Annotated in this window: 21 protein-coding genes, 1 pseudogene and 1 riboswitch; of the genes and pseudogenes, 8 read left to right on the top strand and 14 right to left on the bottom strand. The window is 66.0% G+C overall.

The window, feature by feature from the left end; translation table 11 throughout:
- The first annotated feature begins 21 nt into the window (after positions 1–21).
- Positions 22–2,250, top strand: coding sequence for a TonB-dependent siderophore receptor (locus HU751_RS18320; RefSeq protein WP_186734507.1), 2,229 nt, complete (start codon positions 22–24; stop codon positions 2,248–2,250).
- A gap of 68 nt (positions 2,251–2,318) precedes the next feature.
- Positions 2,319–3,215, top strand: coding sequence for an alpha/beta hydrolase (locus HU751_RS18315; protein ID WP_186734508.1), 897 nt, complete (start codon positions 2,319–2,321; stop codon positions 3,213–3,215).
- Between the two features lie 72 nt (positions 3,216–3,287).
- Here the strand turns inward: HU751_RS18315 and HU751_RS18310 are convergent, their stop codons facing one another.
- The 3 genes and pseudogenes from HU751_RS18310 to HU751_RS18300 form a co-directional block, all read right to left on the bottom strand.
- A complete protein-coding gene (locus HU751_RS18310) occupies positions 3,288–4,088 on the bottom strand; it encodes a nucleotidyltransferase domain-containing protein (protein WP_186734509.1) in 801 nt (266 codons plus the stop codon).
- Between the two features lie 39 nt (positions 4,089–4,127).
- Positions 4,128–5,333 (bottom strand): RtcB family protein, encoded by a 1,206-nt coding sequence (locus HU751_RS18305; RefSeq protein WP_028690293.1) that lies wholly within the window; start codon positions 5,331–5,333, stop codon positions 4,128–4,130.
- Positions 5,334–5,372: 39 nt separating this feature from the next.
- Positions 5,373–6,281, bottom strand: a pseudogene (locus tag HU751_RS18300) (slipin family protein); the annotation flags it as partial.
- A gap of 1,227 nt (positions 6,282–7,508) precedes the next feature.
- Here HU751_RS18300 and rtcR point away from each other — a divergent pair.
- Both rtcR and ribB read left to right on the top strand, forming a co-directional pair.
- Complete coding sequence (rtcR, locus tag HU751_RS18295) at positions 7,509–9,092, top strand: RNA repair transcriptional activator RtcR (protein ID WP_186734510.1); 1,584 nt, start codon at positions 7,509–7,511, stop codon at positions 9,090–9,092.
- A gap of 36 nt (positions 9,093–9,128) precedes the next feature.
- Positions 9,129–9,270, top strand: a riboswitch (FMN riboswitch).
- Positions 9,271–9,350: 80 nt separating this feature from the next.
- Positions 9,351–10,001: a 3,4-dihydroxy-2-butanone-4-phosphate synthase gene (ribB, locus tag HU751_RS18290; RefSeq protein ID WP_088851632.1), complete on the top strand. Its 651-nt coding sequence runs from the start codon at positions 9,351–9,353 to the stop codon at positions 9,999–10,001.
- Between the two features lie 62 nt (positions 10,002–10,063).
- On the opposite strand, the gene HU751_RS18285 is transcribed toward ribB, so the two are convergent.
- The 3 genes from HU751_RS18285 to HU751_RS18275 are packed head-to-tail and all read right to left on the bottom strand — an operon-like array spanning position 10,064 to position 13,797.
- The gene (locus HU751_RS18285; protein WP_186734511.1) at positions 10,064–11,257 is read right to left on the bottom strand and encodes an SGNH/GDSL hydrolase family protein; all 1,194 of its coding nucleotides are present in this window, start codon (positions 11,255–11,257) and stop codon (positions 10,064–10,066) included.
- 1 nt (position 11,258) lies between these two features.
- On the bottom strand, positions 11,259–12,395 hold the full coding sequence (locus HU751_RS18280) for an SGNH/GDSL hydrolase family protein (RefSeq protein WP_225933331.1): 1,137 nt from the start codon (positions 12,393–12,395) through the stop codon (positions 11,259–11,261).
- Positions 12,382–13,797 carry an MBOAT family O-acyltransferase gene (locus HU751_RS18275; RefSeq protein ID WP_186734512.1) on the bottom strand — a complete coding sequence of 472 codons (1,416 nt, stop codon included), beginning with the start codon at positions 13,795–13,797 and terminating at the stop codon, positions 12,382–12,384. The genes HU751_RS18280 and HU751_RS18275 overlap by 14 nt, the downstream gene beginning before the upstream one ends.
- Before the next feature lie 220 nt (positions 13,798–14,017).
- On the opposite strand from HU751_RS18275, the gene HU751_RS18270 reads away from it, so the two are divergent.
- Positions 14,018–14,260 carry an exodeoxyribonuclease VII small subunit gene (locus tag HU751_RS18270; protein ID WP_028690287.1) on the top strand — a complete coding sequence of 81 codons (243 nt, stop codon included), beginning with the start codon at positions 14,018–14,020 and terminating at the stop codon, positions 14,258–14,260.
- Positions 14,257–15,144 (top strand): (2E,6E)-farnesyl diphosphate synthase, encoded by an 888-nt coding sequence (gene ispA / locus HU751_RS18265; protein ID WP_186734513.1) that lies wholly within the window; start codon positions 14,257–14,259, stop codon positions 15,142–15,144. Before HU751_RS18270 ends, ispA begins: the two co-directional genes overlap by 4 nt.
- Positions 15,145–15,320: 176 nt before the next feature.
- Here ispA and HU751_RS18260 read toward each other — a convergent pair whose 3' ends face one another.
- Both HU751_RS18260 and HU751_RS26850 read right to left on the bottom strand, forming a co-directional pair.
- Positions 15,321–16,151, bottom strand: a complete 831-nt coding sequence (locus HU751_RS18260) for an IS3 family transposase (protein WP_264082599.1) — start codon at positions 16,149–16,151, stop codon at positions 15,321–15,323.
- 8 nt (positions 16,152–16,159) lie between these two features.
- On the bottom strand, positions 16,160–16,468 hold the full coding sequence (locus tag HU751_RS26850; protein ID WP_062574409.1) for a transposase: 309 nt from the start codon (positions 16,466–16,468) through the stop codon (positions 16,160–16,162).
- A gap of 182 nt (positions 16,469–16,650) precedes the next feature.
- On the opposite strand from HU751_RS26850, the gene dxs reads away from it, so the two are divergent.
- The gene (gene dxs / locus HU751_RS18255; protein ID WP_186735962.1) at positions 16,651–18,546 is read left to right on the top strand and encodes a 1-deoxy-D-xylulose-5-phosphate synthase; all 1,896 of its coding nucleotides are present in this window, start codon (positions 16,651–16,653) and stop codon (positions 18,544–18,546) included.
- A 75-nt stretch (positions 18,547–18,621) separates the two neighbouring features.
- Complete coding sequence (locus tag HU751_RS18250; RefSeq protein WP_186734262.1) at positions 18,622–20,487, top strand: TonB-dependent receptor domain-containing protein; 1,866 nt, start codon at positions 18,622–18,624, stop codon at positions 20,485–20,487.
- On the opposite strand, the gene HU751_RS18245 is transcribed toward HU751_RS18250, so the two are convergent.
- The 6 genes from HU751_RS18245 to thiL form a co-directional block, all read right to left on the bottom strand.
- Positions 20,465–21,277 carry a cobalamin-binding protein gene (locus HU751_RS18245; protein WP_186734261.1) on the bottom strand — a complete coding sequence of 271 codons (813 nt, stop codon included), beginning with the start codon at positions 21,275–21,277 and terminating at the stop codon, positions 20,465–20,467. The two genes, HU751_RS18250 and HU751_RS18245, sit on opposite strands and share 23 nt — an antisense overlap.
- Entirely contained in the window at positions 21,277–21,696 is a 420-nt protein-coding gene (locus tag HU751_RS18240; protein ID WP_186734260.1) for an MFS transporter, read from the bottom strand. Before HU751_RS18240 ends, HU751_RS18245 begins: the two co-directional genes overlap by 1 nt.
- Positions 21,693–22,310, bottom strand: coding sequence for a GTP cyclohydrolase II (gene ribA, locus HU751_RS18235; protein ID WP_011531972.1), 618 nt, complete (start codon positions 22,308–22,310; stop codon positions 21,693–21,695). The genes HU751_RS18240 and ribA overlap by 4 nt, the downstream gene beginning before the upstream one ends.
- A gap of 143 nt (positions 22,311–22,453) precedes the next feature.
- Complete coding sequence (locus tag HU751_RS18230; protein ID WP_186734259.1) at positions 22,454–23,191, bottom strand: substrate-binding periplasmic protein; 738 nt, start codon at positions 23,189–23,191, stop codon at positions 22,454–22,456.
- 16 nt (positions 23,192–23,207) lie between these two features.
- Entirely contained in the window at positions 23,208–23,711 is a 504-nt protein-coding gene (locus tag HU751_RS18225; protein ID WP_023632630.1) for a phosphatidylglycerophosphatase A family protein, read from the bottom strand.
- Positions 23,708–24,664 (bottom strand): thiamine-phosphate kinase, encoded by a 957-nt coding sequence (thiL, locus tag HU751_RS18220; protein WP_186734258.1) that lies wholly within the window; start codon positions 24,662–24,664, stop codon positions 23,708–23,710. The genes HU751_RS18225 and thiL overlap by 4 nt, the downstream gene beginning before the upstream one ends.
- Positions 24,665–24,676 lie beyond the last annotated feature (12 nt).

Genomic DNA, 24,676 nt, shown 5'->3' with positions numbered 1-24,676 from the left:
CCGCCGTGCCGGAGATCACACATGTCGCCCCGCCCGCTTCCTCTCGCCCCCTTCCTGCTGCTGTCCAGCTGCCTGCTGAGCAGCGCCGTGCAGGCCGCCAACCAGCCAGAACCGATCGTGCTGGAAAGCCAGAACGTGGTGGCCACCGCCCTGGAGGAGACCAAGCAGGCGCCGGGTGTGTCGGTCATCACCGCCGAGGACATCCAGAAACGCCCACCGGCCAACGACCTGTCGCAGATCATCCGCACCATGCCGGGGGTCAACCTGACCGGCAACTCCACCAGCGGCCAGCGCGGCAACAACCGGCAGATCGACATCCGCGGCATGGGGCCGGAGAACACCCTGATCTTGGTCGACGGCAAGCCGGTCAGCAGCCGCAGCTCGGTGCGCTATGGCTGGCGCGGCGAGCGCGACTCGCGCGGCGACACCAACTGGGTGCCCGCCGACCAAGTCGAGCGCATCGAGGTGATCCGCGGTCCGGCGGCGGCGCGCTACGGTTCCGGGGCCATGGGCGGGGTGATCAACATCATCACCAAGCAACCGGCGGGCGAGACCCACGGCAACATGACCGTCTACCAGAACTTCCCGCAGCACGGTGACGAGGGCGCCACCAAGCGCGTGAGCTTCGGCCTCAACGGCCCGCTGACCGACACCCTCAGCTACCGGGTCTACGGCAACGTGGCCAAGACCGACGCGGACGACTGGGACATCAACGCCGGCCACCAGTCCGCGCGCACCGGCACCCAGGCCGGTACCCTGCCTGCCGGCCGCGAAGGCGTGCGCAACAAGGACCTCAACGGCCTGCTGAGCTGGCGCCTGACCCCGGAGCAGACCCTGGAGCTCGAAGCCGGCTTCAGCCGCCAGGGCAACCTGTACGCGGGGGATACGCAGAACACCAACTCCAATGCCAACGTCAAAAGCATGCTCGGCAAGGAGACCAACATTCTCTACCGCGAGAACTTCGCCATCACCCACCGGGGCGATTGGGACTTCGGCAGCAGCATGGCCTTCCTGCAATACGAGAAGACCCGCAACCAGCGCATCAACGAAGGCCTGGCCGGCGGCACCGAAGGCATCTTCAGCAACACCGACTTCTACACCTCGACCCTGCGCGACCTGACCGCCCACGGCGAGCTCAACCTGCCGCTGCACGCCTGGCGCGACCAGACCCTGACCCTGGGCAGCGAATGGAGCCAGCAGAAGCTGGACGACCCCAGCGCCAACACCCAGACCACCAGCGAAGGCGGCAGCGTGCCCGGCCTGACCAGCAGCGGCCGCAGCACCAGCAGCCAGGCGCAGATCTTCTCGCTGTTCGCCGAGGACAACATCGAACTGCTGCCCGGCACCATGCTCACCCCGGCGCTGCGCTTCGATCACCACAGCATCGTCGGCGACAACTGGAGCCCGTCGCTCAACCTGTCCCACGCGCTGACCGACACCCTGACGCTGAAGGCCGGTATCGCCCGCGCCTACAAGGCGCCAAACCTGTACCAGCTCAACCCCGACTACCTGCTCTACAGCCGTGGCCAGGGCTGCTACGGGCAGAGCACCAGCTGCTACCTGCAGGGCAACGCGCACCTGGAGGCCGAAACCAGCGTCAACAAGGAACTGGGCATCGAGTTCCAGGACAACGGCTGGGTCGCCGGCCTGACGTACTTTCGCAACGACTACAAGAACAAGATCGACTCGGGCCTGAGCGGCATCGGCCAGGCATCCGGTGGCGTCGGCGCCAACGCCAATGCCACCCTCTACCAGTGGGAGAACATCCCCAAGGCGTTGGTCGAGGGCCTTGAAGGCACCCTGACCATCCCGCTGAGCGAACAGCTGAAGTGGAGCAACAACTTCACCTACATGCTGCAGTCGAAGAACAAGACCACCGGTGAGACCCTGTCGGTGACCCCGGCCTACACGCTCAATTCAATGCTCGACTGGCAAGCTAGCGACGACCTGTCGCTGCAACTGAGCGTGGCCTGGTACGGCAAGCAGACGCCGAAGAAGTATGACTACCAGGGCAAGCGGGTCACCGGCACCGCCAACGACCAGGTGGCCCCCTACGCCCTGGTCGGCGCCAGCGGCACCTATGCACTCACTAAAAACCTGAGCGTTACCGCCGGCATCGACAACCTGTTCGACAAGCGCCTGTACCGGGCCGGCAACGCCCAGGCGGTGAATGGTATCGAGGGCGCGGGCGCGGCCACCTACAACGAACCCGGGCGCACCCTCTACACCAGCCTGACCGCCTCCTTCTGAACCCGTGCCGCCGTTGCGTCCGACGATGCCGCGGCGGCTTGTCATGGATGACCTCACGAGAACGCCCGATGAAGATCCTCTCCCTTGTCCTGACGCTGGCGCTGAGCGGCGCGGCCCTGGCCCAGCCGCAACCCGAGCAGAAGATGGACGACACCCTGCTGCAGCGCCAGGACCTGGCCTATCGCTTCAGCCACCTCGACCTGGATTCGCGCGACGGCCAGCGCCATTACCGCCTGTGGATCGGCCAGCCCCGGCGCCCGGCCCCCGCCAGCGGTTACCCGGTGCTGTGGATGCTCGACGGCAACGCCGCCATCAGCGCCCTTGAGCCACAGCAACTGCAGGCGCTCGCCGGCGGCCAGGCACCGCTGCTGGTCGCCATCGGCTACCAGACAGAGCAACGCATCGAGCGTGTCGCCCGCACCTACGACTACACCCCCGTAGTGCCCGGGCTGGCCGAGCAACGTGATCCCCTGACTGGCCAGGCCAGCGGTGGTGCCGACGAGTTCATCGACCTGCTGGAACAGCGCATGCGCCCGATGGTCGCCGCTGTGGCGCCCGTCGACCCGCAACGGCAGACGCTCTGGGGCCACTCCTATGGCGGGCTGGTGGTGCTGCACACGCTGTTCACCCGCCCTTGGCTGTTCAGCGACTACGCGGCGGCCAGCCCCTCGTTGTGGTGGCACGACGGCGCCATCGTGGCCGAGATGCAAGCGTTGCAGGGGCGACTGGGCAGCCACCGGCCAAGCCTGCTGCTGATGCGCGGCACGCAGGAACCGGCCAATCCCCGGGGGCCGCTGCAGGGCGATGTGCAACGACCTGCCCGGACGTTGGTGGCCAGTCTGGCCGGAGTGAAGGGATTGTCAGTGGCCTTCCAGCCATTCGATGGCCTGGACCACGGGCCAATGCTGCCGGCCTCGCTGCGGTTCGTGATGGACAGGATGTCCGGGGATGACGGACGCCAGTAGGAGCGGGCTTGCCCCGCGAACACCGGCGAAGCCGGTGCCACACACCACATCGTGGGGCAATCTCCTACTCAATCATGCAGGATATTTGTTCACGGTCTCCCGCAGAAACCCATCCAGCAAGCCGCTGTCACCCCGTATCACCGGCACCTCCCGCGCCTCATCGGCCCGCGCCAGCTCGGCCTCGATGAATCCATGCAACACCTCATCCCGAGGTCCGTGCTCGGCCTCGCCGCTGCGGCGCTTCACAGCCAGCAACGCGTCGATCGCTGCCTGCAGTCGCGGGTCATCGACGGTACGCGCCATCAACGCGGCGAATGCCGTCGGCGGCATGCCCAGGCCCTGGTCGATCCAGCGCACCGCCAGCAACGGCCGCAGCACATACAGGTACTTCTTGAAGCGCACCGTCTCGCCCATCAGGTAGCCGCGCAGGTTCTTGCGCGCCATCGACAGGTAATGGTGGCGCACCGCGCGCGGCGAGTAGAAAGCCTCGCCCAGCTCGCGCAAACGCCCGGTAGCTTCGGCGTCGGCGCGGTACACCAGCGGCGAGCCCAGCCACTCGAGCAGGCTCGGGTTGGCGCCGCGCATCAGGCGCAGGGTCTTGCGCAGCTCCCAGCCGCTGATGTCCAGCTCGTCGCTCAGCGGCCGCTCGATCACATCGCGAGGCTCGTCCACCCGCAGGTACCAGTCGTTGCGCGGCACATAGACGAAACGCACATCGTAATCGCTGTCCGGCGAAGCGAAGCCCCAGGCACGGCTGCCGGACTCGCAGGCATAGAGCACGGTCACATCATGCTCACGCTCGATGCGTTGCAGCTCATCGAGCACCCGGGCGCGCATGGCCTCGGGCAATGGGTGGGGGTCGTCCTGATACATGTCTTCGCTCCTTGTACAGGGCGCCATATGGCGCCCATTTCAACCTTTCACGCACACCACCTGGCGCAGGGTATGCACCACTTCGACCAATTCCCGCTGGGCCTGCATCACCGCATCGATGTCCTTGTAGGCCATCGGGATCTCGTCGATCACATCCTTGTCCTTGCGGCACTCCACATGGGCGGTGGCGCGCTGCTGGTCCTCGACGGTGAAGCGGCTCTTGGCCTTGGTGCGGCTCATCACCCGGCCTGCGCCGTGGCTGCACGAACAGAACGCCTCCTCGTTGCCCAGGCCACGGACGATGAAGCTCTTTGCGCCCATGGAGCCGGGGATGATGCCCAGCTGGCCCTTCTGCGCCGACACCGCGCCCTTGCGGGTCACCAGCACCTCACGACCGAAGTGCTGCTCCTTCTGCACATAGTTGTGGTGGCAGTTGACCGCCTCGAGACTGGCCTCGAACGGTTTGCCCAGCACCTTGCGGGTGGCGGCGACCACCGCCTGCATCATCAACTCGCGGTTGTGCCGGGCGAAGTCCTGCGCCCACTCGACCGCCTCGACATAGTCGGCGAAATGCCGGCTGCCTTCCTCGAAATACGCCAGGTCGCGGTCCGGCAGGTTGACCATGTGCTGGCGCATGTCGGCCTGGGCCAGTTCGATGAACAGGTTGCCGATGGCGTTACCCACACCACGCGAGCCGCTGTGCAGCATGAACCAGACCCGGTCGGCCTCGTCCAGGCAGACCTCGATGAAGTGGTTGCCGCCCCCCAGTGTCCCCAGGTGCTGGCGGTTGTTGGTCTTCTCCAACCGCGGGTGCTTGTCGGTGATCGCCTTGAAGCGCCCGGCCAGGCCGCTCCACACCTGGTCGGCCTGGTTCGGCACATTGTCCCAGGCGCCCTGGTCGCGACGGCCGAAGGTCTTGCCATGGGGCACGGCCTTTTCGATGGCCGTGCGCAGGCCGTGCAGGTTGTCCGGCAGGTCACGGGCGTGCAGCGAGGTGCGCGCGGCGATCATGCCGCAGCCGATGTCCACGCCCACCGCCGCCGGGATGATCGCGCCCACGGTGGGGATCACGCTGCCGATGGTCGAGCCCTTGCCCAGGTGCACATCCGGCATCACCGCCAGGTGCTTGAAGATGAACGGCATCTTCGCCGTGTTCATCAGTTGCTTGCGGGCGTCGTCCTCGACCGGCACACCGTCGGTCCACAGTTTGATCGGCTTGCCGCCCGCCACTTCGAGTATGTTCATTGCCTTGTTCCTTGTTGCGCTACGTCGTGTCGCAAAGGGTCAACCCGCCTTGAGGCTGACCATTCCATTCAATACCTGATCCAGGCCACCGAACACCGAAATCCGGTCGATGCGCTCGGCCACCCGCTCCAGGGTTTCCAGCTCCTTCAGGCGCAGGGCCGTCGGGTTGCCTTCCATCACCTTGGCGGTGTTGAGCAGCGAACGGGTCGCCTGGGTTTCCTCACGGCGCCGGATCACGTTGGCCTGGGCGGCCTTTTCCGCCTCCACCACCTGCGCCAGCAAAGTCTTCATTTCGCCCGGCAGGATGATGTCGCGCAGCCCGAGGCTGCCCACCTCCAGGCCACTGCCCGGCAACTGCGCCTGCAGGTGCTCGGTGACGCTGTCATCGATCAGTTGCTTGTTCTCCAGCAACTCATCGAGGGTCCGGGTGCCCACTGCAGCACGCAAGCCGAACTGCAGCTCACGGTACAGGTGCTCGACCGGCTTGCTCATCTGCCCATGGGCACCGAGCACGTCGGTATAACGCCAGTTGGCCACCAGGCTCAGGCGCAGGTTGACCTTGTCGCGGGTGAGAATCTCCTGGCCGCTCACCTCCAGTGCCTGCAGGCGGGTGTCGACCATCTCCACCGCCACCTGGCTGCCGCAGCGCCAGTAGCCATGCTGCCCGGGCTCGAGCAGCCCGGCCACCACGCCGTCGATCTTCAGCACGCCGACATGGAAGGCCGGCACCAGCGCCAGCAGCACATGGTCCATGCCGGCGATACCCGGACGGTTCAGGCGGGTCACCAACTCGGCGTCCAGGCACTGGCCGTGGGTCAGGTCGAGACGCTGCAGCTCGTGCCTGGCCTGGTCTTTCCAGTAGGCGCGGCGGCTGTCCGGCGGCAGCACTTCGACCAGCTTGCCGTCCTCGAAGCGCAGCCCGACCTCATGCTCGCTCAGGTCCATGCATACCAGGTGCTGGTCCATGCCCCGGGCGAGCAACTCCCGTACGTTGACGTCCGAAACCGGACGACGCGTGTCCACCGTGTCCACCACCACCTGGGCGCCACAGCGCCAGAAACCGTGCTGCCCGGCCTGCAGCAGGTCGACCACGACACCGTCGATGCGCAGCACACCGACACTGAAGGTCGGCACCGTCACCAGCAGCACGTTGTCCATGCCGGCGATTCCCGGTTTGTTCAGGCGTGCCAGCAGTTCGGCGTCCAGGCGCCGCCCCTGGGCCAGGTTGATCCGCGTCAGGCTCTGCCGGGTCTGGCCTTTCCATTGCAGGCGGCGGCTGTCCGCTGCCAGCAGCTCCTTCAACTGGCCATCCTCGAAACGCAGGCCCACTTCGTTATCGGCCATGTCCAGGGTAAGGAAATACTGCTCGACCAACGCCGGCTCATGTTGGCGCAGATAGCGCTCGAGGGGATAGTCGTGCAGCGGGGAATCCTGGGGGCAGGTCTTCAGCGTCAACCGCCCCTGCCAATCGAAACGCTTGTACTGGCCCGGCTCGAGGATCGCCTCGAAATCGCCATCGTTCAGCAACAGGCCGTGTTCGTTCTTCTTCACTACAAAGCGCTTCAACATGTTCATCTTGCTCATCCTTTGTTCAATGTCCTTGGTTGCCGGTGGTCGCCAACCCAGCGGGCGTCGCGAGCGAAGCCTGGCGGAGTCCGGGGCCGGGAGCATTGCTCCAGCGGCCACCATCGTTGCGCCAGGCCCGGCCGGCGAGCCGGGTGGGCCAGCGGTGGGCCAGGCGTCCTTCGCAGTGACGGGCCGTCCTGGCCCTGCTTGCGTTGCCTGTGCCCCACCGGCGGGTGTTGCGGTTACAGCTACCTTAGGAGGGTAGTGCCGGGGCTTTGCCCGGCGAGCGTCTGCGCCGGCCTTTCCAGGGGCCCAGCGCAGCAATGACCGGTCGTTGCGGCGGCGGCATGCACGACACCGACACCTGAAGGTGGGTACGTGCACCGGCGGGGGGTTCCCCTGTCCCGAGGGCCTGCCTGGCGATGCGGTCGAGAGGGTTATTGCGAGCGGCGTGCCAGGTTTTCATTCGGCACTGATAAAATTATCTAACTAATTGTTTTATATAGATTTATTTTTGTCTGATTAATTCGCGCACAGTTCGAATGACACATGGGCATTCAGTTTTTCGTATACCATCAGATACCAATTTATCTTCAAGGATAATCAAGGATGAGCAAGCCACTCGTCGCCATCGGCTTCCTCGGCACCACCCTCGACCGCAACGGCAAGGGCGCCGCACGCTGGAACCGCTGGCGGCCGACCATCGGCCTGTGCCAGCAAGCCGACCTGCCCCTGGACCGCCTGGAACTGATCCACGGCCCCAGCGCGCGCGACCAGAGCCTGGCCGACCGTATCCGCGGCGACATCCAGCAGGTCTCGCCCGGCACCGAGGTGCGCCTGCACCCGCTGGCGCTGCGCAACCCGTGGGACTTCGAGGAGGTCTATGGCGCCCTGCACGACTTCGCCAGCGGCTACAGCTTCGACACCGAGCACGAGGACTACCTGGTGCACATCACCACCGGCACCCACGTTGCGCAGATCTGCTGGTTCCTGCTCACCGAGGCGCGCTACCTGCCGGCACGCCTGGTGCAGACCTCGCCCTCGCGCAAGCAGGACGAAAACAGCGACCCGGCCGGCATCGCCACCCTGATCGACCTCGACCTGTCGCGCTACGACCCGATCGCCTCGCGCTTTCGCCGCGAGCAGGTCGAGGGACAGTCGCTGCTCAAGTCCGGCATCGCCACGCGCAACCCGGATTTCAACCGCACCATCGAACAGATCGAGCGGGTCGCCCTGCGCTCGAAGGCCCCCATGCTGCTGGTCGGCCCGACCGGCGCCGGCAAGTCGTTCCTGGCCCGCCGCGTCCATGAGCTCAAACGCGGGCGCCATCAGTTGGGCGGTCGCTTCATCGAAGTGAACTGCGCCACCCTGCGCGGCGACGGCGCCATGTCGACCCTGTTCGGCCACGCCAAGGGCGCCTTCACCGGCGCCCAGAACGCCCGCGACGGCCTGCTGCGCGCCGCCGACGGCGGCATGCTGTTCCTCGACGAGATCGGTGAACTGGGCGCCGACGAACAGGCCATGCTGCTCAAGGCCATCGAGGAAAAACGCTTCTTCCCGCTGGGCGCGGACCGCGAAGTGGAAAGCGACTTCCAGCTGATCGCCGGCACCCACCGCGACCTGCGCGCCAAGGTCGCCGACGGCTCGTTCCGCGAGGACCTGTTCGCCCGCATCAACCTGTGGACCTTCGCCCTCCCGGGCCTGGCCGCACGCCGCGAGGACATCGAGCCGAACCTCGATTTCGAGCTGCAGCGCCATGCCCGCGAACAAGGGCGCCAGGTGCGCTTCAACCTCGAGGCCAAGCGCCGCTACCTGGCCTTCGCCCATGCCGGCGAGGCCCGCTGGGCCGGCAACTTCCGCGAGCTGTCGGCGTCGATCACGCGCATGGCGACACTGGCCGACAGCGGGCGTATCGATGAGGAAATGGTCGAGGAAGAGATTGCCCGGCTGCGCTATGCATGGGGCCTGGAGTCGGCCAGCGAGCCACTTTTCGCCGACCGCGCACTCGACCTGTTCGACCAGGTGCAGTTGCAGGCGGTCATCGATGTCTGTCGCCGCGCGCCGAGCCTGTCAGAAGCCGGGCGTCAGCTGTTCGCGGTATCGCGCCAGGAGAAAGCCAACCCCAACGACGCCGACCGCCTGCGCAAGTACCTGGCGCGCTTCGGGCTGGACTGGCAGCAACTAAAGTCGTAGGGCTTGCCAGCCCGCTGGCACAGTGCTGTATGCTTGGCCGGTCTTCAGGGCGGGGTGAAAGTCCCCACCGGCGGTAAATCGAAAGATGAGCCCGCGAGCGCCCCGGCCATGCCGGGGGTCAGCAGACCTGGTGAGATTCCAGGGCCGACGGTCATAGTCCGGATGAAAGAAGGCGTTTGGCAGGGGCCGTCCGGGCGCCCCTGCGCGCGCATTTTGTTCGCCCCGAGACGTTCATCGATCATTCACGAGGAGCGTTTCATGTCCACCATGCACCACAAGCAATTCCCCAATGTCAGCGCCGCCATCGCCGCCTTCCAGGCCGGGCGCCCCGTGCTGCTGCTCGACGACGACGACCGCGAGGACGAAGCCGACATCGTCGCCGCCGCCGAGAACCTTTCGCTGCAGACCATGGCCATGATGATCCGCGATTGCAGCGGCATCGTCTGCCTGTGCCTGGACGAAGCCACCGTCGATGCCCTGCAACTGGCGCCGATGGTGCAGAACAACCAGGCCCGCCATGGCACCGGCTTCACCGTCACCATCGAGGCCGCCGAAGGGGTCAGCACCGGCGTGTCGGCGCAGGACCGCATCACCACCATCGAAGCCGCGCTGCGCTCGACCGCCCAGGAACGTCATATCGTCAGCCCGGGTCATGTGTTCCCGCTACGCGCTCGCGATGGCGGCGTGCTGACCCGTCGCGGCCACACCGAAGGCTCGGTGGACCTGGCCCGCCTGGCCGGCCTGCGCCCGGCGGCGGTGCTGTGCGAACTGATGAACCCCGACGGCAGCATGGCCCGCGGCGAGCAGGTGGCGGTGTATGCGCGGCAGTACAACCTGCCGGTACTGACCATCGAGGAACTGGCGCGCTATCGCGAGGCGATGGTCGAGCTGCAGGCCGAGCCGGCCTGATACCTGAGCAAGCCCGCCCCAATCACCGTGGGAGCGGGCTTGCCCCGCGATGAGGCCAGGCCTCAACGCAACCCCAACGGCCCCTTCAGAAACTCATACAACCCCGCCGCACTCTTGCGATAGCCATCAGCCGTCAGGTGCACCAGATCCGGCCGCGCCAGCCCACCCGCCTGCCAGCCGGCGATCGAGCACGGCCCGCCCATGAAGCCCTGCCAATCCCAGAACAGCGCCTTGTGTTTGTGCGCCATCTGCTTCTGGATACGGATCACCGAGGCCAGCGGTTGTGGCTGGCGCGCCGCACAGCTGCGCGCCTTGCGCTGCTTGATCGAGTCCGGCGGCCCGACCAGCAGGATCGCCGCCTGTGGCAGGTCCTTGCGCAGGCTCGTGAGGGTCGCGTCCAGTTGCGTCTGGTACAGCGCCAGGTCGAGCTTGTCGTCGAACGCTTCGTTGGTACCGTAGGCCAGGATCACCAGGTCAGGCCGCACGGCCTTGAGGCTGTCGCGCCACCCCGCCTGCCATTTGTCCACCACATCCAGACGCGCACCGTTGATGCCCAGCGCCGAGTAGGTCACCCCGGCATTCTTCTGCCCCTGGATGTACCAGCCCCCCAAAGCGACACCCCGGCCACCCTCGACACTCAACTGCACCGGCAGGCCGACATTGGCGTAGGCCGGGCTGAAGCGCCACTGGCCATTGCTGGCCGGCAGCACGCGGCGTTGGCCGCCATTGACGAAGAGGCTGGCGCTGGCGCTCGACTGGTACAGCGCCGAGACCTTGTAGCGCTGGCGGTCCTCGTCCCGCGCCTGCAGCCCCACACTGGCGCGGTTGGCCAATGGCAGCGACAGATAGCCCCCCAGCGGGAACTGCTGGCTCTGCTGGTTACGCGCCGACACCAGCTCCCACTGGCGCTTCTCGCTCTTGATGATCACCCGGTCGTTGCGGATACCCGGCACCGGCGAGGCCGGCACCAGGCCGATGCCGCCGTCGCCGTAGCGCGCCTGCAACAGCTTGCGCAGCTCGCCGCTGAACAGGTCGGCGGCGGTGTGCGAGTCACCCAGCTGGACGATGGCAACCGGCGCCCGGCCGGCGTTGCGCAGCTTGCCGGCGAGCAAGGCGAGGTTGCCATCCTGGCGGGCGGCTGGCGCGGCGGCGGGCCCTGCCGTGGGCTGGGCGCTCACGCTGTTGGCGCCGGTACTGCAACCCGGCGCGGCGCTGATCAGCAGGGCCAGGCCCAGCAGGTGATGCCATTGGCGCATCTCAATGTCCTGTAACGGTCAGGCCCGGGAAGCTGATCAGCGACAGAACCTGTTCGGCGATCATCTTCTGGCCTGTGATGGTGAAATGAATGCCGTCGTCGACCCGCACCTTGACCCGCTTGCCCTGCGGTGTCTGCACCGCATACGAGAAGTTGGCGTCGGTGTAGCCGAGGATCGGGTTGGCCGAGACGTAGTGCTGGCCGAACAGCGCGGTCTGCTCCTGGTAGAGCCCGCTGAGGTAACCCATGGCCGTGGACAGTCGCGCCTTCTCCATGTTCGGCGGCCCTACCCAGATCACCTGCACGTTGTGCGTGCGGGCCTGCTCGAGAATCGAATCGATACGGGCGCGATAGGCGACCTCCCACTCCGGCGACTTGAAGCGCAGGAACGGCTTGCCCTTGCCCTGGGGCATGTCCCAGGGGTCGTTGGGGCCGAGGAACACCACCATCAGGCGCACGTTCGGTTCATGGTCGAGGGTGTCGGCCACGGTCTTCGGCCAGTTGAAGAAGCCCGGGTAGGCAAGGCCGGTGCTCTGCTTGCTGAGATTGACGGTACGGATCTGGTAGCGCTTGCGCAGGCTGTTGGCCAGGTGCGGCGCCACGCCCTGCATCAGCGAGTCGCCGACCAGGAACACGTCGTCGCCAGCGGCCAGCGAAGCCACGGTGCCCGGCTGCAGCAATGCGGGTGCAGACGCGGGCGGCGCAGGCTGGGCGACTACGACGGGGGCTGGCGCATGAACCGGCGCAGGCGTCGGCTGCACATGCGCAGGCGTCGACACCGGTGGCAACGGCTTGGCCACGGCCGCCGGGGTTTCAAGATCGACCGTGACCACCGGCAACGGTGCAGGCAAAACCTCGACCGCCGGCCCCTCGGCCAGTTGCGGCGCGGGCAGCAACTGCTCGAGCAGGCCATCGCGTTGCGCCTCCAGCATCGCCGTCAACTGCGCCCCCATGCGCCAGGCCGGCATCTGGCCCAGCAGCGGTATCTCGCAGCTCTGGTGGTACTTCTGCTGGCAGTAGAGCTTGATCGAGTCCTGGTTCAGCCAGAACAGCAACGCGGTGGTGACCACGATCGCATACAAGCCACGGGCGGCGCCCATCTGCACCTGGAACAGCTGTTTGCTATCAGAAGCTTGCATAGATGAACCCCGGCACGCCCGACTGCGAAGCGAAAATCACCAGCGACACACCGACCCCGAGCGGGATCGGGTACAGCTGCCACGGCAGGCGCTGGAACAGCGCGCCACTCTGGCGCAACAGCACCAGCCACTGTGGATAACTGGCCACGAACAGCACGCAGGCCAGCAGCATCAAGCCCGTGGCGCTGTTCAGCCCCGCCAGGCTCAACTGGCCGATGTCGCCGAGCATCTCCAGCGCGCCGTCCAGCGTCGGGCTGCGGAAGAAGATCCAGGCGAAGGCCACGTAATGGAAGGTCATCAGGCGCGCCAGCAGGCCGCAGCCCGGCAGCCGGGCGAAGCCCGGAAACCACTGGCTGAACAGCTTGGAAATGGCCAGGCCGACGCCATGCAGGGCGCCCCAGATGATGAAGTTCACGCTCGCCCCGTGCCACAGGCCGGACACCAGCATCGCCAGCAGCATGTTCAGGTTGCCGCGCCATACGCCCTTGCGGTTGCCGCCCAGCGGGATGTACACGTAGTCGCGGATGAAGCGCGACAGGCTGATGTGCCAGCGCCCCCAGAATTCCTTGAGGTTGTGCGCGGCATACGGCGCGTCGAAGTTGTCCGGCAGACGGAAGCCCAGCAACAGGGCGATGCCGGTGACCAGGTTGGTGTAGCCGCTGAAGTTGAAGTAGATCAGCAGGCTGTAGCCGTAGACGCTCAGCAGCACCTGCTCGGGGCTGGCGCTGCCCGGAGTGTCGAACACCGGGTCGACCCACTCGCTGCCCAGCCAGGCGCTGAGGAAGAACAGCTTGACCACCGCCATGGCGATCAGCCCGAGCGCACGCTGCGGCTCCAGCACCTGGCGCATGGCCGGCGGGCGGATCTGCGGCAGCATGTGCAGGGCGCGGTTGACCGGCCCGGCCACCAGGCTGGGGAAGAACGCCAGGTACAGGGCCAGGTCCAGCGGCGCCGCTGGCGCCAGCTCGCGGCGGTTGATCGACACCAGGTAGCTGACCGAATGGAAGGTGTAGAACGACAACCCGATCGGCACCAGCACTTCCAGCAGCGGCAGCGACACCTCGAACCCGGCCGCCGCCAGGGCACCCTGGGCGCCGCCGACGAAGAACTCCTGGTACTTGAACAGGTAGAAGCAGCCCAACACCAGGGTCAGCAGCAGCACGCGACTGAACCAGCGCCCGGGATAGCGCCCCGCCAGCAGGCCGAGCAGGTACACCAGCGCACTGTAGCCCAGCAGGATATACAGCGACTGCAGGCTGAAGCTCGCCACCAGGCCGTAGCTGGCGGTCAGGAGCAGCAGGTTCTGCAACCGCACGCTCCAGCAGAGGCTCCAATAAAGAATGAAGAACAGCGTGAAACAGAGGCCGAATTCGATCGAGAGGAAGCTCACAACGTAGTCCATTACATGACGTCGGGAAGAAAGGTCCCTGACCCGCAGGCCAGAGCGCGCGGATTATGGCAGAGGGCCGTCACCCCCACAATTCGATTGCATCGCGGATTGCAAGATGGCTCACACCGAACAAGTGCAACAAAATGCGACGAACGATAGGCCCATGCAATTTGCTCCCCCTGCCCCGCTCTGCTAGTGTCGCGCCGTTCTGAATGCCACCGAGACAGTCGCCATGGCCCGCAAAAAAACCTCCATCGATTTCGAACAATCCCTCGCCGACCTGCAAGCCCTGGTCGAACGCCTGGAGAACGGCGAACTGTCGCTGGAAGAGTCGCTGGCCGCCTTCGAGCAGGGCATCGCCCTGACCCGCGACTGCCAGGGTGCCCTGGCCCAGGCCGAGCAGAAGGTGCAGATCCTGCTGGAGCGTGACGGCGAACTGGCCGCCCAGCCGTTCGACGCGGAGCCCGAGGCATGATCGCCCAGTACCAGCAGAGCGCCCAGGCACGGGTCGACGCCGCCCTCGAACCGCTGTTCCAGGCGCCCTCCAAGGAGCTCGAACGCCTCTATGCCGCCATGCGCTACAGCGTGATGAACGGCGGCAAGCGCGTGCGCCCGCTGCTGGCCTATGCCGCCTGCGAAGCCTTCGGTGTGCCTGCCGAGCATGCCAACGGCGCGGCCTGCGCGGTGGAACTGATCCACGCCTACTCGCTGGTGCATGACGACTTGCCGGCGATGGACGACGACGACCTGCGTCGCGGCCAGCCCACCACCCACAAGGCGTTCGACGAAGCCTGCGCCATCCTCGCCGGCGACGGCCTGCAGAGCATGGCCTTCAGCGCCCTGCTCGACCCGCGCCTGAGCCCGCAGGCTGACGCCATCCGCCTGCAGATGGTCCAGGCCCTGGCCAAGGCCGCCGGCCCCGCCGGCATGGTCGGCGGCCAAGCCATCGACCTGGGCTCGGTGGGCGTCAAGCTCGACCAGCAAGCCTTGGAATACATGCACCGGCACAAGACCGGCGCGCTGATCGAAGCCAGCGTGCGCCTTGGCGCCCTGGCCAGCGCCCGCGCCGATCAGGCCCAGCTCGATGCCCTGCAGACTTATGCACAGGCCATCGGCCTGGCGTTCCAGGTGCAGGACGACATCCTCGACGTGGAGAGCGACACCGCCACCCTGGGCAAGCGCCAGGGCGCCGACATCGCCCGCGACAAGCCGACCTACCCGGCTCTGCTCGGGCTGGAAGCGGCCAAGGCCTACGCCCTGGAGCTGCGCGACCAGGCGCTGGCCGCGCTGCAAGGCTTTGGCGATAACGCCGAGCCGTTGCGGGCGCTGGCCCGCTACATCGTCGAGCGCCGCCACTAAGGCCTGACACATCCCCCCTGTAGGAGCGGCCTTGCCGAGGCGTCGGACCGGTCGGAAAGGGCCGCACAGCGGCCCCGGCAATCTTTGCGTCAACGCTGAAATCCTGGGGCTGCTGCGCACCCCTATCGCGACACAAGGTGTTCTGGTCAAGTTTTTCCGGACACCGATTACGGTGATCAAGCCGCCTGCTGCTCCATGGCTATTGGCGACAGGTAGTTGTTGTAGCTGTGGAGCCTGACTCGGTTGTAACGCATGAAGAAGCTGGTCATATCCTGTCTGGCTTCTTCGATCTCTGTGTAGCCCTTAGTGGGCACCCACTCTGACTTGAGCGTGCCGAACAAGCGCTCTGTCGGTGCGTTGTCCCAGCATTGGCCTCTACGACTCATGCTTTGGGTTATGCCATGCTCAAGCAGTTCGGATTGGAAGCGCTGGCTCGTGTATTGGCAACCTTGATCCGAATGAAACATCAAGCCCGTATGCTTGCCTCGTACTTCCACAGCCATTCTCAGTGCTTTGGCGACCAGGTTGGCGTCATTGATCAGAGAAAATGCCCAGCCAACGACCCGGCGGGCGAACAGGTCAATGACCACAGCCAAGTGATACCAGCGCTTTCCGACCATCAGGCTGGTAACGTCGCCGCACCAAACCTGATTGACTGCTGCTGGCCGGAAATTACGTTCAAGGACATTCTTGGCCACAAATGCCTCAACACCTTTAGAGCGATATTGGTGGCGACGGCGCTGCCTGCTGGTCAGGTTTGCCTCCGCCATAAGTCTTCCAGCCAGATACCTTCCCACTTTGAGTTGCTGGGCCTTCAAGTACTGAGAGATCATTCTTGCACCGGCACTTTCTCTGCTTTCAGCATGCAGTTGCACAACCTTTTCCCTGAGCGCATCGCGCTCGGTATCCGGTACTGAGCGGCGATGGAGCCAGTCGTAAAACGCGCTACGGGAAACGCCCAGAACACTGCAAAGCTGGCTGGTCGGATACGAGCCTGACTCTCTCAGCTCCTCGATCAGGAAAAACGACCGGGATCCGACATCAAGAGAGCGGTAGCCTTTTTTAATATTTCGGCCTCGGTCTCCAAGCGTTTGATCTTGGCGCGTAACTGCTGGAGCTCCCGCTGTTCGTCACTAATCGCCTTGGTGCCTGGCACTGGCTGTCCTTTCTGGCGTTCTTTACGAACCTGATCCACCCACCGGCGCAGAGCCGTTGGACCGACGTCCATCGATGCGCAGACGTCGGGAACCGAACAGTTGTCGTCAAGAACCATGCTGGCAGCACGTTGCTTGAACTCGCGGGTATAGGTCTTTCGCTCTTGCATGGAACCTCCTGAATGGGCGAATCATATCGCCCTTAAGAGGTGTCCGGGATCATTAGGCCAGTTCAAGGCCGCTCCTACAGGATCTCTGCCGCACTGGCGGTCCTCATACACCCGTCCGAATGGGCAGCTTTTCCTACAATGGGGTAAACTGCCGCGTCTTCACACCTATAACGACACGCCTGATGCCCACGACGTTTCAAGAGATCCCCCGCGAACGCCCGGTCACGCCATTGCTGGACCGCGCCGACACGCCCGCCGGCCTGCGCCGGCTGGCCGAAGCCGACCTGGAGACCCTGGCCGACGAGCTGCGCCAGGACCTGCTCTATACCGTGGGGCAGACCGGTGGGCATTTTGGTGCGGGCCTGGGCGTCATCGAGCTGACGATCGCCCTGCACTACGTCTTCGACACCCCGGATGACCGGCTGGTGTGGGACGTCGGCCACCAGGCCTACCCGCACAAGATCCTCACCGGCCGCCGCGAGCGCATGCTCAGCCTGCGCCAGAAGGACGGCATCGCCGCCTTCCCGCGCCGCAGCGAGAGCGAGTACGACACCTTCGGCGTCGGCCATTCCAGCACCTCGATCAGCGCCGCGCTGGGCATGGCCATCGCCGCACGCCTGCAGAACGATCCGCGCAAGTCGATCGCCGTGATCGGCGACGGCGCGCTGACCGCCGGCATGGCCTTCGAGGCGCTGAACCACGCGCAGGAAGTGGATGCCAACATGCTGGTCATCCTCAACGACAACGACATGTCGATCTCGCGCAATGTCGGCGGCCTGTCCAACTACCTGGCCAAGATCCTCTCCAGCCGCACCTACGCCAGCATGCGCGAAGGCAGCAAGAAAGTGCTGTCGCGCCTGCCCGGGGCCTGGGAGATCGCCCGCCGCACCGAAGAGTACGCCAAGGGCATGCTGGTGCCCGGCACCCTGTTCGAGGAACTGGGCTGGAACTACATCGGCCCGATCGATGGCCACGACCTGCCGACCCTGATCGCCACCCTGCGCAACATGCGCGACCTCAAGGGCCCGCAGTTCCTGCACGTGGTCACCAAGAAGGGCAAGGGCTTCGCCCCGGCCGAGGTCGACCCGATCGGCTACCACGCGATCACCAAGCTGGAGCCGGCCGACAAGCCGGTCGCGCCGAAAAAAGCCAGCGGGCCAAAGTACGCCTCGGTGTTCGGCCAGTGGCTGTGCGACATGGCCGCCGCCGACAACCGCCTGGTGGGCATCACTCCGGCAATGAAGGAAGGCTCGGACCTGATCGATTTCAGCGAACGCTACCCCGAGCGCTACTTCGACGTCGCCATCGCAGAACAGCACGCGGTGACCTTTGCCGCAGGCATGGCCTGCGAGGGCGCCAAGCCGGTGGTGGCGATCTACTCCACCTTCCTGCAGCGCGCCTATGACCAGCTGATCCACGACGTGGCGGTGCAGGACCTCGATGTGCTGTTCGCCATCGACCGCGCCGGCCTGGTCGGCGAGGACGGCCCGACTCACGCCGGCGCCTATGACCTGTCCTACCTGCGCTGCATCCCCGGCATGCTGGTGATGACCCCCAGCGACGAGAACGAGCTGCGCAAGATGCTCAGCACCGGCCACCACTACAAGGGCCCGGCCGCCGTGCGCTACCCGCGCGGCACCGGCCCGAATGCACCGATCAGCGGCGACCTCGAGCCGCTGGAGATCGGCAAGGGCGTGGTCCGTCGCCAGGGCGGCAAGGTCGCCCTGCTGGTGTTCGGCGTGCAACTGAGCGAGGCCCTGCAGGTGGCCGAGCAGATCGACGCCACCGTGGTCGACATGCGTTTCGTCAAGCCGCTGGACGAGGCGCTGGTGCTGGAGATGGCCGCCAGCCATGAGTTACTGGTGACCATCGAGGAGAACGCCATCATGGGCGGCGCCGGCGCCGCCGTTGGCGAGTTCCTGGCCCGCGAGGGCGTGGTCAAGCCGCTGCTGCACCTGGGCCTGCCGGACATCTATGTCGAGCATGCCAAGCCTGCGCAGATGCTGGCTGAATGTGGGCTGGATGTGGCAGGCATACAGGCGGCCGTTACCGCCCGAATGACCAAGCTCGGCCTGTAAAACCCCATCGCGGGGCAAGCCCGCTCCCACGAGGCCCGACTGGTCTCGTGGGAGCGGGCTTGCCCCGCGATTGCAATGGATTTGCCCATGAAGATCCGCGCCCTCCCCCTGCTCTGCCTCCCCGCCGCCGCCCTGGCCGCCGAACCCTCCCGCGACGACGCCCTGAAGCTTCCCGACGTACTGATCAGCGCCAGCCGCCAGGTCGAGTCGCGCACCGCCACCAGCGCCGCCAACACAGTGTTCACCCGTGCCGATATCGACCGCCTGCAGCCGACCGGCGTCACCGACCTGCTCGCCCGTGTCCCCGGCGTACAGGTGGCGCCCACCGGCGGGCGCGGCAGCCTGCCCGGGATCTTCATCCGCGGCACCAAGGCCGCCCAGACCCTGGTGCTGGTCGACGGCGTGCGCATCGCCAACGCCACCTCTGGCGACAGTGGCCTGCAGTTTCTCGACGTCGACCAGATCGAACGTGTGGAAGTGCTGCGCGGCTCGCGTTCAGCGATCTACGGCAGCGACGCCATTGGCGGGGTGATCCAGATCTTCACCCGTCGTGGCGGCGACCCGGGCCTGCAACCGCGCCTGCGCCTGGCGGCCGGCAGCAATCAGACCTGGCAACGCAGCCTGGGGCTGTCGGGCGGCGATAGCGCGACCCGCTTCAACCTCGGCGCCAGCCTGGACGAAACCGCCGGCATCGATTCGACCGGGCCGTCGTATGCCAGCGATGGCGACCATGACGCCTATCGCAACCGCTCGCTCAACCTGAGCCTGAGCCATACCTTCAACGAGCGTTTCGAGGCGGGCCTGAACCTGCTGGACAGCCGTGGACGTCGTGAGTTCGACGAGCCTCGCGGCGCCAGCCCGCAGATGCCCTACTCGAACTTCGCCGTCAGCAGCCTGGGTAGCTACCTTGACGCCCAGCTGGCCGAGCAGTGGCACTCCCGACTGGAAGTGGCCCACAGCGAGAACCGCGACGACAGCCGCGACAAGCTCACGCACAAGAGCTCACCCTTCAACACCTACCGCGACCAGGCCACCTGGCAGAACGATCTGACCCTGAATGACGACAACAGCCTGGTGCTGGGTGGCGAGTGGTACGAGGATCGGGTACACGCGAGCACCGACTTCAACGAGGACAGCCGCTGGAACCGTGCAGCCTTCGCCCAGCACCGGTTCCAGGGCGAGCACTTCTCGACCGAGCTTGGCGTGCGCCACGACAAGAACCAGCAGTTCGGCGGCCAGACCACCTGGAGCGGCAGCCTGACGCTGCCGTTGAACGCCCGCAATGACCTGCTGCTGTCCTACAGCGAGGGCTTCCGTGCCCCGACATTCAACGACCTCTACTACCCGGGGTTCAGCAACCCTGACCTCAAGCCGGAGCACTCGAAGTCCTATGAAGTGCAATGGCGCAGCCAACTGACCGACAACAGCCGCCTGGAAACCTCGCTCTATCGCACCGACTTGCGAGACGCCATCAGTTACGACGTAGAGGCCAACAACATGGGCAACGTTGCCCAAGCCCGCATCAATGGCTTCGAGATGGCGCTGGAGCAGCAATGGGGGGGCTGGAAATCGCAGCTGGGATTGGCATTGATCGACCCGCGCGACCAGAAAAGCGGCCACACACTCGCTCGTCGTGCACGGCGTACCCTGAGCCTGGATATTGATCGGCAATTCGACCGTTTCAATGTCGGCGCCAGTTGGCAGGCAGTCAGCGACAGCTATAACGACGAAACCAACAACGTCCCCATCGGTGGCTATGGGCTGCTGGGTATTCGCGGCGGCTGGGCGGCCACCCGTGAGCTGAAGGTCGACCTGAAGCTCGACAACCTGCTGGACAAGCGTTACAGCCGCACCCTGTACAACCATCAGGGGACTAACTACGGCTATCGCGAAGAAGGCCGCACCTGGCTGCTGAGCCTTACCTGGACCCCGACCCTCTAGCCTCCAGCAGCGCGCACAGCCGGGCGGTGGCCTCGATCATCTGCCCGCTGGGCCGCTCCAGGCCCTTGTCCGGCACCACCAGCAAGCCTTCCTCCTGCACGGCGCTCAGCTGCGGCCAGCGACGCCAGCTGGCCAACTGCGCCGTGTCACCCGCCAGGATCACCTCGGGATCACGTAGCAGCACCGACTCCACGCTGACCTGTGGCGCGGGCTGGGTCAGGTCGTCGAACACATTGCGCGCCCCGCAGACGCGCAGGGCATCGCTGACCACCTGGCGCCCACCCAGGGTGTACAACGGCTTGTCCCAGACCTGGTAGAACACCTTCAGCGGCGTGTCACGCCGATAGCGCTCCCGCAGCGCCTGCAGTCGCTCACGCAGGTCGGCGGCATAGGCGCGGCCCTGCTCATCCCGCCCGAGGCGCCGGGCGATGGCTTGGATCTGCTCGATCAACTGGTCGAGGTCGCCGGGCTCGCCGCTGAACGTGGCGATACCCAGGCGCTTGAGCTGTTCGCGCTGGGCCGGCGCAACGCTACCGGGCCAGAGCAGCAGCAGGTCAGGCTTGAGACTAAGCAGGCGCTCCATGTCCAGCTGGCCATGGCGCCCGACCGAGGGCAGGTCCTGAAGACTCGGCGGACGCTCACCCCCGTCCAGCAGGCCCACCAGCAGGTCACCGGCATCCAGCTCGAGGACGATCTCGGTCATCGACGGCGCCAGGCTGACCACCCGCGGTCCGGCCTCGGCCAGGGTACCGAGGCACAACAATGCGAGGGAGGCGAGAAACGCCCGCATCAGCCGAGCTGGCGCGGAATACGGTAGAGGTACAGCACCACCACGGTGGACAGGGCGAGGAGAATCTGCGGCACCGCCTCCAGCCCGACCAGCACCGACAGCGCCGCGACCCAGGCCGGGAAGCAGGCGAACAGCATGGCCAGGCGCCTGACTCGCGCCAACTCGATCCAGGCACCGGGCTCTTCCGCCGTGCCCAACTGTTTGTCGGTGGCGATCAACGCCCGCTTGTAGGCGCCGAAGCGCGGCAGGCTGAGGAACATGGTCGCGGCCCCGGCGATGAACAAGGGCATGGCCAGCACCGGGATCAGCGGTTCTCCAGCGCCGAACGCCCAGGCCATTATCGGCAACGGCAACAGGCCCACGGCCAGGTACTGCCACCAGGCCAGGGCCAGCCGTCGCTTCACCTCGCCACGGGTCACGCCTGGGGCACCTCGCCCTGGTGCTTGTTGCCCATCATGTGGCCAAGCTTGTCGGCCTTGGTGGCCAGGTACAGGCGGTTGTGCGGATTGTGGCCGGTGTGCAGCGGCACGCGCTCGGCGACCTTGATGCTCATGTCGGTCAAAGCCTTGACCTTGCGCGGGTTGTTGGTCATCAGGCGCAGCGATTTCACGCCCAGGTGCTCGAGCATCGGCAGGCACATGGCGTAGTCGCGCTGGTCGGCGGCGAAGCCCAGGCGCTCGTTGGCCTCGACGGTGTCGGCGCCGCCATCCTGCAACTCATAGGCGCGGATCTTGTTCAGCAGGCCGATGCCACGGCCTTCCTGTCGCAGGTACAGCAGCACGCCACGGCCTTCGCGAGCGATGGCCTGCAACGCGGCTTCGAGTTGCGAGCCGCAGTCGCAGCGCTGGCTGAACAGCGCATCGCCGGTCAGGCACTCGGAGTGCAGGCGCCCCAGCACCGGCTCGCCGTCCGCGATGTCACCCAGGCTGAGCACCACGTGCTCGCGGCCGGTGGCTTCGTCGAGGAAGCCATGCATGGTGAAGATCGCAAAGGGAGTCGGGAGTTTAGAGGCGGCAACAAAGACGACGGGCACGTTGTGCTCCTGGATAGTAGGATTTTTCAGATCGGCCGATTGTATCAGCAGCCCGGCGCAGGTGCGCAGGAGGAATATGGTGGCTTAAGATCGAAAAGTTCGATGCTTATGGTGTTGCGGGCGCCGCTCCCACGCCCCTCTACTCAGTGAGGCTGACTGTCACTGGTAAACGGATACGGCTGCTTCCAGCGCTCGAAGATCGGCTTCAACTCACCGCTTCGCACCAGTTGCGCCATACGCCGGTCGAACAGGTCACGCAAGGCCTCGCCCTGCGCACTGCGGGTGAAGGCCAGGTACAGCGGCAGCTCGGCGACATGGATGCTGCGAAAACGCTGGGGCTCGGGCGCCTGACCGAGCACGTACTCGACCTCGGTCTGTGCATCGATGTAGAAATCCACCCGGTCATGCTCGAGCATGGGCAGGATCCCTTCGCGACGCTGTACCTCACGGAAATTGTGAACGTTGGGCAGGTAGCTGGCGTAGTCATAGCCACGCACCCAGGCCAGGCGGTACTGGCCGATGGTGTCCAGCGTGGGCTGCGGCTTGCCGGCCAGGCCCAGGGCATAGATATGGTCCATGTCGAAATGCCAGCGCGGATAGAGATTGTCGTCGTTCTCTTCCTTGTAGGAGCCAACCCAGGCATCAGCCTCGCCCCGCTTCACCAGGCCGACCGAGCGGCTGTACGGCGCGCTCAGCACCTTGACCTTGACGCCGGCCGGCTCGAACACCTTGCGCAGCACGTCCCAGGCCAACCCGCTGCCATCGGCGTTGGTGTAGTCGAGCCACTCCTCGCTGACCAGGCGCACCTGCTGTTCCTGGGCCATGACGCCGGGTGCCGCCCAGAGCAGCACCCACGCCAGCAACACACTCCTCAAGGCCATCGCAACGCTCCCTGTATCAGGCTACCGCCCACACCAGAACCTGCATGCCCAGCCAGGCGAACACGCCGGCCAGGATATCGTCGAGCATGATCCCGAACCCACCATGCACATGGCGATCGACCCAGCGGATCGGCCACGGCTTGAGGATGTCGAAGAAGCGGAACATCAGGAACCCCGCCAGCAGCCACTGCCAGCCTTCCGGCACCAGCCACAGGGTGATCCACATGCCGACGATCTCGTCCCAGACAATGCCCTCGTGATCGTGCACGCGCAAGTCGTTGGCCACCTTGCCGCACAGCCACACGCCGAACAGCATGCTGATGCCCAGCAGCAGCCAGTAGCCCCAGTCGGGCAGCATCTGCCACAACGGGATGAACGGCAGCGCCACCAGCGAACCCCAGGTACCGGGGGCCTTGGGCAGGGTGCCGGAGCCGAAGCCAAAGGCGATGAAGTGCCACGGGTTGCGCCAGACCGAAGGCGGAACGAACTCCGCAGGCACCTGGTTGGGGTGGTCGGTCACGGTGTCTCCCTGAAATGTTGATAGCCCCGCTGCACGGGGGTGATGTCCTGGCCCTGCGGGTCACGCAGGGTCACGCCCTGGCCTTGCAGCACACGCCCGATGACGTGCACCTCGCGGGCCAGGGAGGTCAGTGCGCTTTCCGGCAGGGTGAAGGCCAGCACGTAGTCGTCGCCGCCAGTGAGCGCCGCCTGCACTGCCGCCTCGCGCCCAAGGAAAGCCTGTAAAGGAGCAGACACGGGGACCTGCGCCAGGTTCACCTCCAGCGCGACGCCGGACGCCTTGGCAATATGCCCGCAGTCGGCCAGCAGGCCGTCGGAGATATCCAGTGCCGCCGTGGCCAGGCCGCGCAGGCGCTCGCCCAGCGGCAACTGGGGCAAGGGCGACCAGTAGTGCTCCAGCAGCGGGCCGGCCACCTCGGCAGCCGCCTCGCGCTCACCCAGCACCAGCGGCAAGGCCCCCGCTGCGTTGCCCAGGAAACCACCGACGCACAGCAGGTCGCCCGGCTGCGCGCCGCTGCGGCGCAGGGCTTGGCCTGCCGGTACCCGGCCGAACACGGTCACGGTGATGCTCAGCGGCCCACGGGTGGTGTCACCGCCGATCAAGGTCATGCGGCAACGGTGGGCCATGCGGCCGAGGCCATCGGCGAAGGCTGCCAGCCAGTCCGGGCCGAATTCGGGCAGGGTCAGGGCGAGGGTGAAGCCGATGGGCGTGGCGCCCATTGCCGCCAGGTCGCTGGCCGCCACGGCGAGCGAACGCTGGCCCAACAGCAGCGGGTCGCAGACCGCAGGGAAATGCACAGCGGCCACCAGCGTGTCGGTGGAGATCGCCAGCTGCTCGCCGGCGGGCAGGTCCAGCAGGGCACAGTCATCGCCGATCCCCAGGGCCACGCCCTCGCCACCCTGCGCACAAGGCGCGGCGGCGAAGTAGTGACGGATCAGCTCGAACTCACCCATGGCTGGTCAGCG

The organism is Pseudomonas peradeniyensis, from assembly GCF_014268935.2.
Taxonomy (GTDB): Bacteria; Pseudomonadota; Gammaproteobacteria; order Pseudomonadales; family Pseudomonadaceae; genus Aquipseudomonas; species Aquipseudomonas peradeniyensis.
This window is presented reverse-complemented; position numbering and strand designations above follow the sequence as displayed.